This window comes from Synechococcus lacustris Maggiore-St4-Slac (genome assembly GCF_024345595.1).
GTDB classification, from domain to species: domain Bacteria; phylum Cyanobacteriota; class Cyanobacteriia; order PCC-6307; family Cyanobiaceae; genus Synechococcus_D; species Synechococcus_D lacustris.
Genome location: NZ_JAGQBK010000003.1, coordinates 128068 through 141969, shown reverse-complemented (window position 1 = coordinate 141969; position 13902 = coordinate 128068). Strand labels below are relative to the sequence as shown.

Genomic DNA, 13902 nt, shown 5'->3' with positions numbered 1-13902 from the left:
ATGTCTGAATTTGACTGGTTCCAACGTCCCACCCCAGAGGCGGAGGCTGCAGAAGATGCCTTGGCTTGGGCAAAGGAGGCCTACGCCCGCCTCAAGGCCCAACAGCAAGGCAGCCAACCTGAAGTAGAGACTGTTGAAAAAGTAGAAGCTGTTAAAGAAGTTGAAATTGTTGAAGAACCAAAACCCACAGAAGAACCAAAATTAGAAGAACAAAAACCTGTTGTTTCGCTGCTAGAGCAGGCAGCGGCTAAGCGTGAGGAACGGCTGGCAAGTTTGGCCCAAGAAGCGCCGCCAGCAGAACCTGAATTAGGCCAATTGGATGCCGATTTTCTCTGGTCGGCAGAGGTGCTTGCAGCCCAGGGAAGATCAGCGGCTCAAGTATCTATCGAGGAGATTGATTGGCTGGCTAAGTTGCGGGCCGGCATGGAAAAAACCCGCCAGGGTTTTGTTACACAGCTGCTTGAAAATCTTGGTGATGACCCCCTATCAGAAAAGTCTTTAGAGGAAATCGAAAGCCTGTTACTGCGCGCTGATGTGGGTGTTGAAAGCACCGATCAGTCCCTTGATCGCCTGCGCAAAAGAATGAATGAAGGCGTGCTTGATGCCACAGAAGCCCTGGGTTTGCTCAAGCAGGAATTGCGTGAACAACTTGAAAAACCGCTTAGTAATAAAGGCGTATTACCCCTGTTGGCACCAGATAAAAATCAGTTGAATATTTGGTTGATAGTTGGTGTGAATGGAGTTGGTAAAACCACAACTTTGGGCAAACTTGCCAATTTGGCTGTGCGCAGCGGTTACAGCTGCCTGGTGGCAGCAGGGGACACCTTCAGGGCTGCTGCGGTGCAGCAATTGCAGGTGTGGGCAGAACGCAGTGGGGTAACTGTGATCGCTAACCCTTCCGCCAATGCTGATCCCGCCGCTGTTGTGTTTGATGCCATCGGTGCAGCGCGATCAAAAAACATTGAACTGCTGCTTGTTGACACGGCAGGAAGATTGCAAACCAAACACAACTTGATGGAAGAACTGGCAAAGGTGCGGCGCATCATCGATCGCCTGGCACCAGAAGCCAAGGTTGAATCGTTACTGGTGCTTGATGCCAGCCAAGGCCAAAACGGTTTGCGCCAGGCGATGGCCTTTGCCGCTGCTGCGCAGCTCACAGGGGTGGTGCTCACAAAACTCGATGGCAGTGCCCGCGGTGGTGTTGCCCTTGCCGTGGCAGCTGAAACTGGCCTGCCGATTCGTTTTATCGGGGCCGGTGAAGGGATTAAAGATTTGAGGCCTTTCAATAGCTTTGAGTTTGTTGAAGCCTTACTTGCCCGTAACTAGCTAACTTAGGGCCCCCTGCGGCAGCCCCATGGGCGCTCAGCCGCCTACCCACCGATCAGTTAGCGCGATTACCCCTGCGGCTTCTTTGCGGCAGCTGATCGATAGCCTCAACCGGGAGCAAAGGCGAAATCAAGAGCTATTGGCATCACTTGGTTTTGCCCTGCGTAGTTTTACCAACCTGAGCCGTTTTTTGGAGTTGGTACCGCTGCTCACGTGCCGCCTAGTGGAGGCTGAAGGGGCAATATTGCTCACTTTGCGCAGCGATGGTTCCCTGTGGCGGGAACAGTTGCATGGTTCCGCTTCCAGCCGCTGCGCTGAACTACTGCGGATGCTGGCGGGGCTGCAAGACAAGGATTTGGATCGCGAAGCCGGTGATGAATTGATGGCTTCCAGGCTTGATCAATTAGTGCGCAGACAATTGGGTGATGTGCAACTTTTTGGCACTTCCGTGGTGGCAAAAAATCGTCAAAGGGGTCGTTTGTATGTATTTAGCAGTGATCCGCAATACTCATGGAGTGAGGTTCGTCGCCGCCATGTGCAATTGGTGGCTGATCAAACTGCAGTGGCAATTGAAAATGAATTGCTATTGGAGCAGATGCGGCAACACCAACGTGTTGATCAACAGCTGAGCATCGGCGGAGAAATCCAAGCGCAACTTTTACCCGATCGCTGCCCTGTTATTGAAGGGGTTGAATTGGCTGCCCGCTGCCGGCCCGCATTTCAGGTGGGAGGTGATTATTACGATTTTATCCCCACAAAACCGCAGCTAACTGGCAAAAGAAGGGAGCAGGGGCGCTGGGCTTTAGTGATGGGTGATGTGATGGGAAAGGGAATTCCTGCTGGTTTATTAATGACTTTGCTGCGGGGAATGTTGCGAGCTGAGGTGTTAACCGGTTTAGCCCCAGATCAAATTCTCCACGACCTAAATCAACTGGCCCAGGAAGATTTAGCCCATTCCAATCGTTTCGTAACCCTTTTTTATTCTGAATACGATCCCCGCACAAGATTGCTGCGTTTTAGCAATGCTGCCCATAATCCGCCTTTGATTTGGCGCCGTCAGGGCCATTCGGTGGAGCGTTTAGATGCCCCTGGTTTGTTGATTGGTTTGCAAGCCGATGCCGACTACGGCTGTGAGCAGGTGCAGCTTGAGCCCGGCGATGTGCTGCTTTTTTACACAGATGGTGTAACGGAGGCCAGTGGCATTGGCGGTGATCGCTTTGATGAGGAACGTTTGATGAGGGCCCTGTTGGCGATTTGCAAGTTGGGGGTGGGCGCCCAAGAAATTTTGGATCAGTTGTTTGCCCGCTTGGATCGTTTTGTTGGTGCTGGCCGCCAATTGGAAGACGATGCCTCGGTGGTGGTACTTAAGGTGAAAGAGGAAGTGGTGTTACCTAGCCTGTGAAATCCTGCGGGCCAGGCTAAATGGGTGCAACTAACAGTGAAGGCACTAGCTGGAGCAATCGTTTTGAGCAGGGTTTGCATCCTGCGATCGAACGATTTAATGCTTCGATCGGTTTTGATATCGCCCTGCTGCAACAAGACCTGGATGGTTCTGTTGCCCATGCCCGCATGCTCGGCCGCTGCGGTTTGATCAGCGAAGCAGAAAGCGAGCAACTGATTGCTGGCCTGGAAACAGTGCGCCAAGAGGCGGCGGCGGGCAGCTTTCTGCCCGGCCTCGAGTGTGAAGACGTTCACTTCGCTGTGGAAAGGCGATTGATCGAATTGCTTGGCCCACTAGGCAAAAAATTGCACACCGGGCGTAGCCGTAATGATCAAGTGGGCACCGATATTCGCCTTTGGTTACGCCAACGCATCGATGGCCTTGAACCCAGCCTGCAGCGTTTGCAACGGGCCTTATTTCAGTTGGCAGATGGGCATCTGCACACCCTGATCCCGGGCTATACCCATTTGCAAAGGGCCCAGCCCCTTTCCTTGGCCCACCATCTTCTGGCCTATGTGGAGATGTTGGAACGGGATCGTTTACGCCTGCTTGATGTGCGTAAAAGGGTCAATATCTGCCCCCTTGGTGCCGCTGCTTTAGCGGGCACTCCCCTAGCGATTGATCGGCGTCAAACAGCGGCGGAATTGGGTTTTGAAAGCATTTATGCCAATAGTTTGGATGCGGTGAGCGACCGCGACTTCGCCGTTGAATTCAGCGCGGCGGCGGCCTTGGTGATGGCCCATTTGAGTCGGCTTAGTGAAGAGGTGATTTTTTGGGCTAGTGAGGAATTCGGTTTTGTTCACCTCACAGACCGTTGCGCCACCGGTAGCAGCTTGATGCCCCAGAAAAAAAACCCCGATGTGCCCGAGTTGGTGCGTGGTAAATGCGGTCGGGTGTTTGGTCATCTACAGGGCTTGCTCACCATGATCAAAGGCCTGCCCCTCGCCTACAACAAAGACTTTCAAGAAGACAAAGAAGCTTTGTTTGACACGGTTCGCACCACAGAGGCTTGTTTGGAGGCGATGGCGATCCTGCTGGAGGAGGGGATCAGTTTTCGAGTGGATCGGATGGAGCGGGCGGTGGCCAGTGATTTCTCCAATGCCACCGATGTGGCCGATTATTTGGTTAACAAAGGTGTGCCTTTCCGGGAGGCATATCAACTGGTGGGCGGGCTAGTGAAAACCTGCCTGGAGGAGGGCCTGTTACTGGCGGAGTTGCCTTTAGAGCGCTGGCAATCCCTGCATCCAGCCTTTGAGCAAAGCATTTATGCAGCGATTGCCCATCGGGAGGTGGTGGCTGCCCGGGTAAGTGAAGGTGGTACGGGCTTTACCCAGGTGCAGGGTCAGCTCAATCACTGGAGAAGTGTATTGATGTGTTCTTAACGACATCGATAAGCAGGCACTTGCCGGTTTAGATTTCCCGTGTTCCCACTTTTGTGGGTTCCCCGAGTCCATTCAACGGTCCATTCGGTCCCCTACGGCCAGTGAGCATTTTTGTCGGCAACCTCCCCTTCCGCGCGGAACAGGAGGACATCATTGAACTCTTCGCCACCTATGGCGAGGTAAGCAACTGTTCCCTTCCTTTGGAAAGGGACACCGGACGCAAAAGAGGCTTTGCCTTTGTGGAGATGGCAGACGACGCTGCTGAGGAGCGTGCCATCGAAGCATTGCAGGGCACTGAGCTGATGGGTCGCCCCCTGCGCATCAATAAAGCTGAACCCCGCAGTGGCGGCGGCGGCGGCGGCGGTGGTGGCGGCCGTGGTGGCTATGGCGGCGGCGGTGGCGGTTATGGAGCACCAAGCCGTGGCGGCGGTGGTGGCTATGGCGGCGGCGGCGGTGGTTACGGAGCACCAAGCCGTGGCGGCGGTGGTGGCTATGGCGGCGGCGGCGGTTACGGAGGCGGCGGCGGTGAGCGCAGCTCCGGTGCCCGCGGTTGGGAAGATCGCAGCTACAGCAACCGTGATTCAGCTCCAGCCCCAGCTCCTGCCGCAGATACCTGGGGTGCTCCGTCCCCTGACTTTGGTGGGGGTGAACCCAGCCGTGATGGTTTCGATGATGGCCGTAGCCGCCGCCGTCGCGGAGGGGATCGCCCCTCCAGCCCAGCACCCAGTGAAGATTGGGGCGATTACGGCGGCGCTGAGGGTTAACCCTAAATCTGAGTTAGATCTGGCGGCTTTCCAATGCTTTGGCAAGCCGCTGGGCTGCTTCTGCTAGCAACAGCTGGGGATCGGGAGTTGCTTCTGGCTTGGCGGCAGCTTCTTGGCGTTTCATGCTTTGCATTGTGCGGATTATTGAAAACACAACAAAGCTGATCACAACAAAATTGATCAATGCCACCAAAAAATTACCGGCGGGCCATTGATTGATTTGATCAATACCCAGTGATTTCAATGTTGGCGTGAGCAATTGCCCCATCACAAAACTCACTAGGGCATCCACCACCTTGCCGAAGGCGCCGCCAATAACCACAGCAACTGCAAGGTCTACCACGTTGCCCTGTTGCAGGAAATTCCGAAAATCCCGCATGAAACTGCCGGCATTTTCCTTGCCAGCTCTGAGGCGTGCCATCAAAAATTTTTTCGAACAACCTTGTTTAGCAGCTATCTACAAACCCCGCTCTTCTAATTGAAGGCAGGCTTTTTCCAACACCTGTGGGCCAGCGTTTGCTTTAGCGGCCGCTTCCACAAGGCCTCGGCGCCAATGGCGCGCGCCACTAACACCTTCAACTAAATGCACTAAATGGCGGGCAATCGGCCAGAGTTTGCCGCCGCTTGCGCACCAGCGTTCCGCGTGGGGCAATATGCCCCGCAATACCGTTGATGCTCGAGCTGGCATTGCTTCGAGGTCGTTGAAAACCTCTTGATCCACCCTGTTCCACTGCAAAGGGTGGTGGTATGCCGCCCGGCCCACCATTACCCCATCGGCCCAAAGCAGATGTGTTTGGCAGCTTTCCAAACTTTCTAAACCACCGTTTAGTTCCAAGATCAAATCAGAACGATCTTGTTTCAGTTTTTGCACAAGGTCGTAGCGCAAAGGTGGCACGGTGCGGTTTTGTTTTGGATCAAGGCCCTCCAACCAAGCTTTACGGGCATGAACAATGAAGCGTTGGCAGCCAGCCGCAGCCACGGTATCTACGAAATTGAGTAGTTCGGCATAGCTGTCGTGGTTATCAATGCCAATGCGATGTTTCACCGTGATCGGTAAACCAGAGGCTTCAGCCATGGCGGACACACAATCAGCCACCCGCTTGGGATCCGCCATCAAACAAGCGCCAAATCGTCCCTGTTGCACCTTGGCGCTGGGGCAGCCCACATTTAGGTTTACCTCGCTGTAGTCCCATTTCTGGGCCCATTCGGCAGCGGCAGCTAACAGCTCAGGGCTGTCGCCACCCAATTGCAGAGCCAGGGGTTTCTCAATCGGATCAAAGCTGAGCAGTTTGCTCTTATCGCCATGGTGCAGGGCCTGGGCCACCACCATTTCTGAATAGAGCAGCGCATGGCGGCTCACCTGCCGAATCAACACTCGAAAGTGACGATCGGTGTAATCCAGCATTGGCGCCACACTGAACCGGTGGGCGGGGTGCTGGTTAGGAGTGGCGCTTGAGGGGGTCACTACCCCATGCTGCAGCTTGATGTGCAATTTATTGAAAATGGCCAATTGGCAACGTCGATCTTTGCTTCAGGCCCTGGCTGCCGCCTTCATGGGGCTTTGGCGACCAACTGCCGCCTCCGCCGTCGTTGATCCCGCCTGGCAACTAAGCCCAGCCCAATGGCGAGAGCGTTTATCCGCCAGTGCTTTTAAGGTTTTGCGCCAAGCAGGAACCGAAGCACCATTCAGCAGCCCCTTGAATGCAGAAAAACGCAAGGGCACCTATCTCTGTGCCGGCTGTGCATTGCCCCTATTTTCCAGTGCTACAAAATTTGATAGCGGCACCGGTTGGCCCAGTTTTTGGGCGCCGCTGCAAAAAGCAGTGGATACGGAAGTGGATTTCAAATTGATCGTGCCCCGCACTGAATACCATTGCCGCCGTTGTGGGGGCCACCAAGGCCATGTATTTAACGATGGTCCAAAACCCACCGGTAAGCGCTATTGCAATAACGGCGTGGCCCTAACTTTTAAGGCCGATGCCTGAGCTGGTGGTGGCAGGTGGTGGTGCCGCCGGTTTTATGGCGGCCATCACAGCCGCTGAGGCAGGTTTGCAGCAGGTTCAGATCTGGGAAGCCACAGCTGAACCCTTGGCCAAGGTGCGGATAAGCGGCGGCGGCCGCTGCAACCTCACCCACGCCTGCTGGGATCCAGCGGAATTGGTGGCTAACTATCCCAGGGGTGAAAAGCCGCTGCGGGGTCCGTTTAGTCGCTTTGCTGCTGGTGATGCAGTGGCTTGGTTTAGTGAGCGGGGGGTGGACTTACACGAAGAGGCCGATGGCCGCATGTTTCCCACAAGCAACAGTTCAGCCACGGTTGTTGATGCCCTGCGCCGCAGGGCTGAAGCCGTTGGCGTAGAACTGCACAGCCAAAGGGCACTGCAGGCGGTGCAGCCCCTGGCCTCTGGTGGTTTTGCCTTGAAGGGGCGGGGATTAGGGCAGCCGCTTCATTGCGCCAAATTGCTGCTTGCCACCGGCGGACACCCCAGCGGCCGGCAATTGGCCCAGGCCCTAGGCCACCGGGTGATAGCGCCGGTGCCGTCGCTTTTTACCCTGCGCTTGGATGGCAAATTTTTAAGGGAGCTGGCTGGGGTATCCCAGGGGTTGGTGCCGCTGGAATTGCATGTGGGCGCTGAAATTTTTCGTCAACGGGGCACGGTGCTGATTACCCATTGGGGTTTAAGCGGCCCGGCCCTGTTGCGGCTAACCGCTTTTGCCGCCAGGGCCCTGCATCAAAATCAATATCGAGCTGAATTGCGTGTTGATTGGACTGCAGGCGCTGATCCGCAAATCCTGCAGCAACAATTGCGCCAGGCGCGCTTGGATTTAGCCCGTAAGCAATTGGCTAATGGCAGGCCTGAACTGTTGCTAGCTATTAAAAAACGGCTTTGGTTAGCCCTGCTTAATCAAGCCCAGCTAGATGCAGCCATGCCTTGGGCTGAGTTATCTCGCCAGGGGGAACAACGGCTGCAACAGATATTGCAACGCAGTGTTTATTCAGTGCTGGGCAGGGGGCCATTTGGTGAGGAGTTTGTAACTGCTGGTGGTGTGGATCTAGCTGAAATAAATCTAGCTAAAATGGAGAGCCGTAAACAACCAGGTTTGTTTTTTGCCGGTGAAATAATGGATATAGATGGGGTAACAGGTGGTTTTAATTTTCAACACTGTTGGAGTAGTGGCTGGATTGCAGGCGGGGCGATCGCGGCGGGCTTTAAGCAATGATTCAAGGCCATAGGTTGCCATTTCGCGCAGATATTCAAGCCCTGCGTGGTGTGGCGGTGCTGGCGGTGCTCATTTTTCATTTATTCCCTGATTTACTGCCTGGTGGCTACGGCGGTGTGGATCTATTTTTTGTTATCTCGGGATATGTAGTTACCTATGCATTGCTTGCGAGGCAAGCTAAAGATCCAGATAGGGAAATGGGTTTCAGTGATTATTTTAAACGGCGTTTGCGGCGAATAATGCCACCGTTATTGGTTGCTCTTTTGATTATTGCAGCCATTAGTTATTTGATTTACGACAAGCGCTTGTTCCATAGCTTTTACGGCTATTCGATCACTGGTTTATTGGGGGTATCCAATTTAAAGCTCATATCGCAGCAAACAAATTATTTTAGCCCAGATGAGTATTTAAATCCTTATCTGCATACTTGGTCTTTGGGAATTGAAGAGCAATTTTATTTAATTTTTCCGCTGATATTTCTGCCTTTTGTTCGAACTGAGCGCCGTTGGCACTTTTGGCTTGCAGCAGGAGCGCTTTGGTTTGCTTCTTTTTTGCTGGCCTGGCACTGGTCGCAAGTTGCAGCGGAGCGGGCCTATCTATCACCACTTAGTCGCTTTTGGGAGCTGGCCACAGGTGTGCTGCTTGCTTTGGCGGGAGTAACGAGCAGGTTTAAGCGGTTGTTGGCCAAATTTAAAAAGTTTGCCGGTTTGATTCAAGTTTTTGCCCTTTTATTGCTGTTGCTCAGTTTTGCTTTGCTTTCCAATAAAGGCTCCTACCCAATGCCAGGTGTGGTTCTACCGGTGCTGGCCAGTGCTGTTTTGCTTGGCTTTGGCGCTGGAACGCCCTTGGCAGTTTTGGCCCAATCCAATGGGTTGCAGGCCTTGGGTGCTGTTTCCTATTCGCTCTACCTTTATCACTGGCCTTGCATTGTGTTTGCCCGTTATTTATTTGGCAGCCAATCTGGGTTTTGGTTGCCCGTTGCTTTGCTTGCAACTGCCCTACTCACCTGGTTTTCCTATCGCTTTGTGGAACTGGGTTGGAGCAGGAGTGCTTCCCTGGCTCGATTGGGTTTGTTGGGGGGCTTTGGTTTAGTTGGTTTGGCTTTATTTGATAGCCAGGCGCAACGGCTGCGGGCCCCTTTGGGTTTGGCCACTTTTTCAGAATATGCCTGGACAGCCAATGATCCAAGGCCAATTCAACAACTATTGCCGGCGGATGTTTCCAGTAATGATGCAATTGCTTCTGCCCTAACCGCTAGCCAAATTGAGCAATTGGCGCCTGGGATGGCCCTGCAGCTCACCATGGTGCAGGCAACGGGCAAAGCCATTGCTGAAGAACGCCGCCATTTATTTGTGGTGGGTGATTCCCATGCCGGGTCGTTGCTGGCAGCGGTGCGCAGCTTGGTGGCAGCGAAGCCGGGCCTGGTGGGTTTTGTTGTAACACCGCCGGGAATGGGCGGTTGTTCATTGCTTTCCTACAGCTTTGATCCAGGCCGCTGCTCCGTTTATGAGGCCCAATCGCTTGCATTGGTGAAACGGCTGGCTAAGCCTGGCGATCGCCTATTGCTGCCAAGTTTGCGCTTGCCGCGCCTTTCGCCTCGGTTGCAGGTGGCAAGTTACGTAAACCCAAACACTCCCGTGATGGGTTCACACCTAGAGCCAGCCTTGCGTGGATTGCAAGCCAGTGGCGTGCTGGTTGGCTTGCTTGCCCCCTGGCCTGTTTACAACGTGCTTGGTAAACAATGCCTTGGTTGGCAGCAACAGCTCAAGCTGGATTGCAGCCAAAGGCGTGCCGATTTTGAAAGCGATCGGGCACCTGCCCTAGAACGCCTAAAGCGCTTGCAAAAGCGTTTACCAGGTTTGCAAATAATTGATCCAATAAATTTATTTTGTGATGCTAAAACCTGTAGCAATTGGCGCGGCACACTGCCCCTCTATGCCGACCATGACCACCTCAGTGGTTATGGCAGCGCCGCCCTGGGTAGTTGGTTGCTAAAACAGCCGCAATTCAGGAGCCCCTAACTAAGCAATTTTATTAAATACACTAAACATTGGTAAGTACATAGCTAATAAAATTGAGCCCACGATCGCGCCAACAACAACAATCATCATTGGCTCCAACATTGTGGTAATTGTTTTTACAGCTATGGCGATTTCATCCTCATAAAAATCTGCAACCTTGGAAAGCATCACGTCCATTTCACCTGTTTCCTCTCCGATAGCAATTAAACTGATTGCAAGGGATGGGAATAAGTGGCTACGGCCGAGGGCTTGGCTTAAGCTAATGCCATCTTGCACCCCTAGGCGCGCCGCAACCAGCCCGTTGGCAAGTACCCGATTACCAACACTATCGGCAACTATTTTAAGGCCCATTAGTATCGGCACACCCGCCCTGCTAAGGCTGCTAAATGTTCTACAAAACTGGGCGGTATCCGTTTTTTGAATCAGCTCTCCAAAGATCGGTAATTGCAGTAAAAAGCCATCGATTTTTAGCCGCCCTTCTGGGGTTGCGTGGCTGCGACGCAATATAAAATAACCAGCAATTACTGGCGCCATAAATATAATCGCAAATGGCGAGCGCAACAGCACACTAAAATTAAGCATCAATACGGTAAATGCAGGTAGTTCAGCACCCAATTCTTTAAAGATATCTGCAAATGTGGGTATTAGAAATATTGTCATGCCAAGAAATACCAGCAGAGCAATTATCAGCACAGTTATCGGATAAGCCAAGGCGCCGCGAATTTGGTTTTGCAATTTTGCATTATTTTCCAGCAGCATTGCCAAGCGCTTTAAAACCTCCTCCAGCAACCCACCGGCTTCGCCAGCCTCCACCATTGTTACGATCAAAGGATCAAATACTTGGGGCCATTGCCTAAGGCTGCCGCCAAGGGAGTTCCCCTCATTCACGTTGAGGGAAACGTTTAATAAGGCCCTTTTAAATAGTGGTTGTTTTTGTTGTTTAGTAATTAAATCAAGGCTGCGAATAATCGGCAGCCCTGCGCCAACCAAAGCTGCTAATTTATTTGCAAATAATGCCTTCTCCCTAACCCCTGGGCGCTTCTCAAAATTTAATTTAAAGCCCGGCTGCTTTGCTGAATGCTTGCTTTCAGCCAGGCTTTCTTTGATTGCAAAAGCTAGGATACCCCGCTGCCTTAAAATTCTTTTGGCAGCTGATTCGTTATTAGCTTTAATTTTAATAATCTGCTCAGTGCCTTGGCGGCTGCGATGGCTACAAATAAATATTTTGGGAGCCATTAGTTGCCCCCAATTAAATATTCTAATTCCGCTGATTTATTTGTTTTCCTTAATGCCTCTTGCTGGCTAATCTTGCCGCTATTTACTAGATTCGCAAGCGATTGCTCCATTGTTTGCATGCCATATTGATTGCCAGTTTGCAGTTGTGAATATATTTGGGCTGTTTTAGCCTCGCGGATTAAATTGGCAATGGCAGGGGTTTTTAGCATAATTTCTTGGGCGATCACCCTGCCAAAACAGCCATTTTGGGGCTCGACTGCTCTGCATAGGTTTTGGGCAAAAACAGCCACTAGGCTGCTGCTTAGTTGCATGCGAATCTGGCTTTGCTGGTCTGCCGGAAATACATCAACCAGGCGATCTACCGTTTGGGCTGCGGAGCTGGTGTGGAGGGTTGCAAATACCAAATGACCAGTTTCGGCGGCACTAATTGCCAATTGAATTGTTTCTAGATCCCTTAATTCACCAACTAATATCACATCTGGATCCTCCCTTAATGCAGCTCTGAGGGCATTTGTAAAACTGTGGGTATCCTCACCAAGCTGACGCTGATGAATTAAGCTTTTTGCAGAGTTATAAACAAATTCAATGGGATCTTCTATGGTGATAATGTGGCTTGCTTGATTTTGATTTATATACTCTAATAGGGCCGCTAGGGTGCTACTTTTTCCCGAGCCCGTTGGGCCAGTAACCAACACCAATCCATTTGGACGTTTGCTTATTTGCTGCAGCGCAGCGGGAAGCCCCAGTTGTTCAAAACTTGGGATTTGATCACCCAAGGCCCTCAGGCAGGCTGCATAGCAACCCTTCTCTTTAAATACATTTAGTCGGAATCTACCGGCGCCGTTTAATTCATAGGCGCAATCTAGTTCCAGGTTTTTTTCGAGCTGTTCTATTTGATTAGTTGTGAGTAAAGAACAAATCAAATGCCTTGTTTGAACCCTGTTAAGGCTGGTTTCTGCCATCTTTGCCAGCGAGCCATTAAAACGGCCGTAGGGGGGTGCATTGGCGGATAGATGTAGATCGCTGCCGCCACCAGCAAGCAGCCGTAGCAGCCAATCATTCAGTAGTGGATCAAGGGTTGTAGCCATGGGCCATGGGGTTCATGGCTGCAGTGTTCCCCTCGGGGTTAAGCAATAGGGGCAATCCAGCCATTCATTTTTAAGGCCGGCCTTGCAGCCCCTGCAGGTGGCGCTGTTTATTTGTTGCCTACGCAACTCCTGCTGGAGTCCGCCATCGGTTAACAACACCCGTTCAACTTCCTCAAGGCTGGTGAGGCCCTGTTGGGCCAGGTGTAGGCCGCTCCCCAAGAGCGTTTGCATGCCATTTGCTATCGCTAAATCTCTCAATTCATTGCTGCTGGCACCCTTGGCGATGGCCGCGGCCATTGGCTCATTGATGCGCATCAGTTCGAATACACCAATACGGCCGCGGTAACCAAGGCCAGCGCAATGGGGGCAAGTGTTTGTTTTTGGAGCACGGCGAAAGCTGTGCTTACTGCTTTGGCTCGCTAGGAACCCCAGCCTTGCCAGGTCTGCACCAGCTGGCTCGTGCGTTTCAGAGCAGTTGCTGCATAGGCGCCTCAGCAAGCGCTGCGACAACACACCCACCAATGCTGCACTCAATAAAAATGTTTCTACCCCCATCTCCCCTAGGCGGGCTATGGCGCTGGGGGCATCGTTGCAATGCAGGGTGGTGAGCACCAGGTGACCGGTTAGTGCAGCTTCAAGGGCAGTTTTGGCGGTTTCCAGGTCGCGGGTTTCGCCCACCAGCAACACATCCGGGTCTTGTCGCATAAATGCCCTTAGGGCCTGGGCAAAATCAAAGCCCTTTTCACGATTTACCTGGGTTTGGGTAACACCAGCCAGGGTGTATTCGATCGGATCTTCCACCGTTGAGATGTTGATTTCCGTTTGATTGCGTTCTGCAAGCAAGCCATAAAGGGTGGTGCTTTTGCCGGAACCGGTGGGACCTGTTACCAGCAGGATTCCGTAGGGCATGCGGCCCAGTTCCCGCAGTTCCGCCAGCACAAATGGATCATTAATGAGCTGCTCCAAGTTGAGCTCGGTTGCACTGGTATCCAAAAGGCGCAACACCAGTTTTTCGCCAAAGCGGCTTGGCATTGAATTGATGCGGAAATCAACGGTGCGGCCCCGATAACCACAACGGATGCGGCCGTCTTGGGCCAAACGCCGCTCGGCGATATCCAGATCAGCCATAATTTTGAAACGGCTGGTGAGGGCTGGAGTCAGCCCGGCCGGCAGCGGTTCAAAGGCGTTTTGCAGCACCCCATCGATCCTTAAGCGCACCCGCAATTCAGTTTCTTGGGGTTCTATGTGAATGTCGCTGGCTTGGCTATCGAGGGCTTGCAGCAGGATGCGATCTGCCAATTGCACCATTGGGGAGGCGTTGCCGGTGGCAGCGCTTTCCGTGAGTTCAAATTTCTCCACCGCAAACCAAACAACTGGTTTCAGGATGGCGGGGTTTCCCGACCTTGATTCATGGGTAGGGCTCCC

Annotated in this window: 12 protein-coding genes; 7 read left to right on the top strand and 5 right to left on the bottom strand. The window is 52.7% G+C overall.

The window, feature by feature from the left end; translation table 11 throughout:
* The 4 genes from ftsY (at position 1) to KBY68_RS03725 (ending at position 4913) form a co-directional block, all read left to right on the top strand.
* Positions 1 to 1326, top strand: a complete 1326-nt coding sequence (gene ftsY / locus KBY68_RS03740; protein ID WP_255095933.1) for a signal recognition particle-docking protein FtsY — start codon at positions 1 to 3, stop codon at positions 1324 to 1326.
* Between the two features lie 28 nt (positions 1327 to 1354).
* Positions 1355 to 2728, top strand: a complete 1374-nt coding sequence (locus tag KBY68_RS03735; RefSeq protein WP_106499070.1) for a PP2C family protein-serine/threonine phosphatase — start codon at positions 1355 to 1357, stop codon at positions 2726 to 2728.
* Between the two features lie 20 nt (positions 2729 to 2748).
* Positions 2749 to 4149 (top strand): argininosuccinate lyase, encoded by a 1401-nt coding sequence (argH, locus tag KBY68_RS03730; protein WP_255095932.1) that lies wholly within the window; start codon positions 2749 to 2751, stop codon positions 4147 to 4149.
* Between the two features lie 101 nt (positions 4150 to 4250).
* Positions 4251 to 4913 carry an RNA recognition motif domain-containing protein gene (locus tag KBY68_RS03725; RefSeq protein WP_255095931.1) on the top strand — a complete coding sequence of 221 codons (663 nt, stop codon included), beginning with the start codon at positions 4251 to 4253 and terminating at the stop codon, positions 4911 to 4913.
* Between the two features lie 13 nt (positions 4914 to 4926).
* Here KBY68_RS03725 and mscL read toward each other — a convergent pair whose 3' ends face one another.
* Together mscL and dusA are read right to left on the bottom strand one after the other, a co-directional pair.
* Entirely contained in the window at positions 4927 to 5334 is a 408-nt protein-coding gene (mscL, locus tag KBY68_RS03720; RefSeq protein ID WP_255095930.1) for a large conductance mechanosensitive channel protein MscL, read from the bottom strand.
* 36 nt (positions 5335 to 5370) lie between these two features.
* The gene (dusA, locus tag KBY68_RS03715; RefSeq protein WP_106499066.1) at positions 5371 to 6378 is read right to left on the bottom strand and encodes a tRNA dihydrouridine(20/20a) synthase DusA; all 1008 of its coding nucleotides are present in this window, start codon (positions 6376 to 6378) and stop codon (positions 5371 to 5373) included.
* A 37-nt stretch (positions 6379 to 6415) separates the two neighbouring features.
* Here dusA and msrB point away from each other — a divergent pair, with 37 nt between their 5' ends.
* Genes msrB through KBY68_RS03700 form a run of 3 tightly spaced genes read left to right on the top strand, consistent with a single transcriptional unit; the run spans position 6416 to position 10153 of the window.
* Positions 6416 to 6898: a peptide-methionine (R)-S-oxide reductase MsrB gene (gene msrB, locus KBY68_RS03710; RefSeq protein WP_255095929.1), complete on the top strand. Its 483-nt coding sequence runs from the start codon at positions 6416 to 6418 to the stop codon at positions 6896 to 6898.
* Complete coding sequence (locus KBY68_RS03705; protein ID WP_255095928.1) at positions 6891 to 8132, top strand: BaiN/RdsA family NAD(P)/FAD-dependent oxidoreductase; 1242 nt, start codon at positions 6891 to 6893, stop codon at positions 8130 to 8132. Before msrB ends, KBY68_RS03705 begins: the two co-directional genes overlap by 8 nt.
* Complete coding sequence (locus KBY68_RS03700) at positions 8129 to 10153, top strand: acyltransferase family protein (protein WP_255095927.1); 2025 nt, start codon at positions 8129 to 8131, stop codon at positions 10151 to 10153. The genes KBY68_RS03705 and KBY68_RS03700 overlap by 4 nt, the downstream gene beginning before the upstream one ends.
* Here KBY68_RS03700 and KBY68_RS03695 read toward each other — a convergent pair whose 3' ends face one another.
* From KBY68_RS03695 to KBY68_RS03685, 3 genes are read right to left on the bottom strand one after another with little or no spacing between them, the layout of a single operon-like run.
* Entirely contained in the window at positions 10154 to 11389 is a 1236-nt protein-coding gene (locus tag KBY68_RS03695) for a type II secretion system F family protein (protein WP_255095926.1), read from the bottom strand.
* Complete coding sequence (locus KBY68_RS03690) at positions 11389 to 12477, bottom strand: type IV pilus twitching motility protein PilT (RefSeq protein WP_255095925.1); 1089 nt, start codon at positions 12475 to 12477, stop codon at positions 11389 to 11391. Before KBY68_RS03690 ends, KBY68_RS03695 begins: the two co-directional genes overlap by 1 nt.
* Positions 12478 to 12489: 12 nt before the next feature.
* Positions 12490 to 13836, bottom strand: a complete 1347-nt coding sequence (locus KBY68_RS03685; protein ID WP_390634976.1) for a GspE/PulE family protein — start codon at positions 13834 to 13836, stop codon at positions 12490 to 12492.
* Positions 13837 to 13902: the final 66 nt, after the last annotated feature.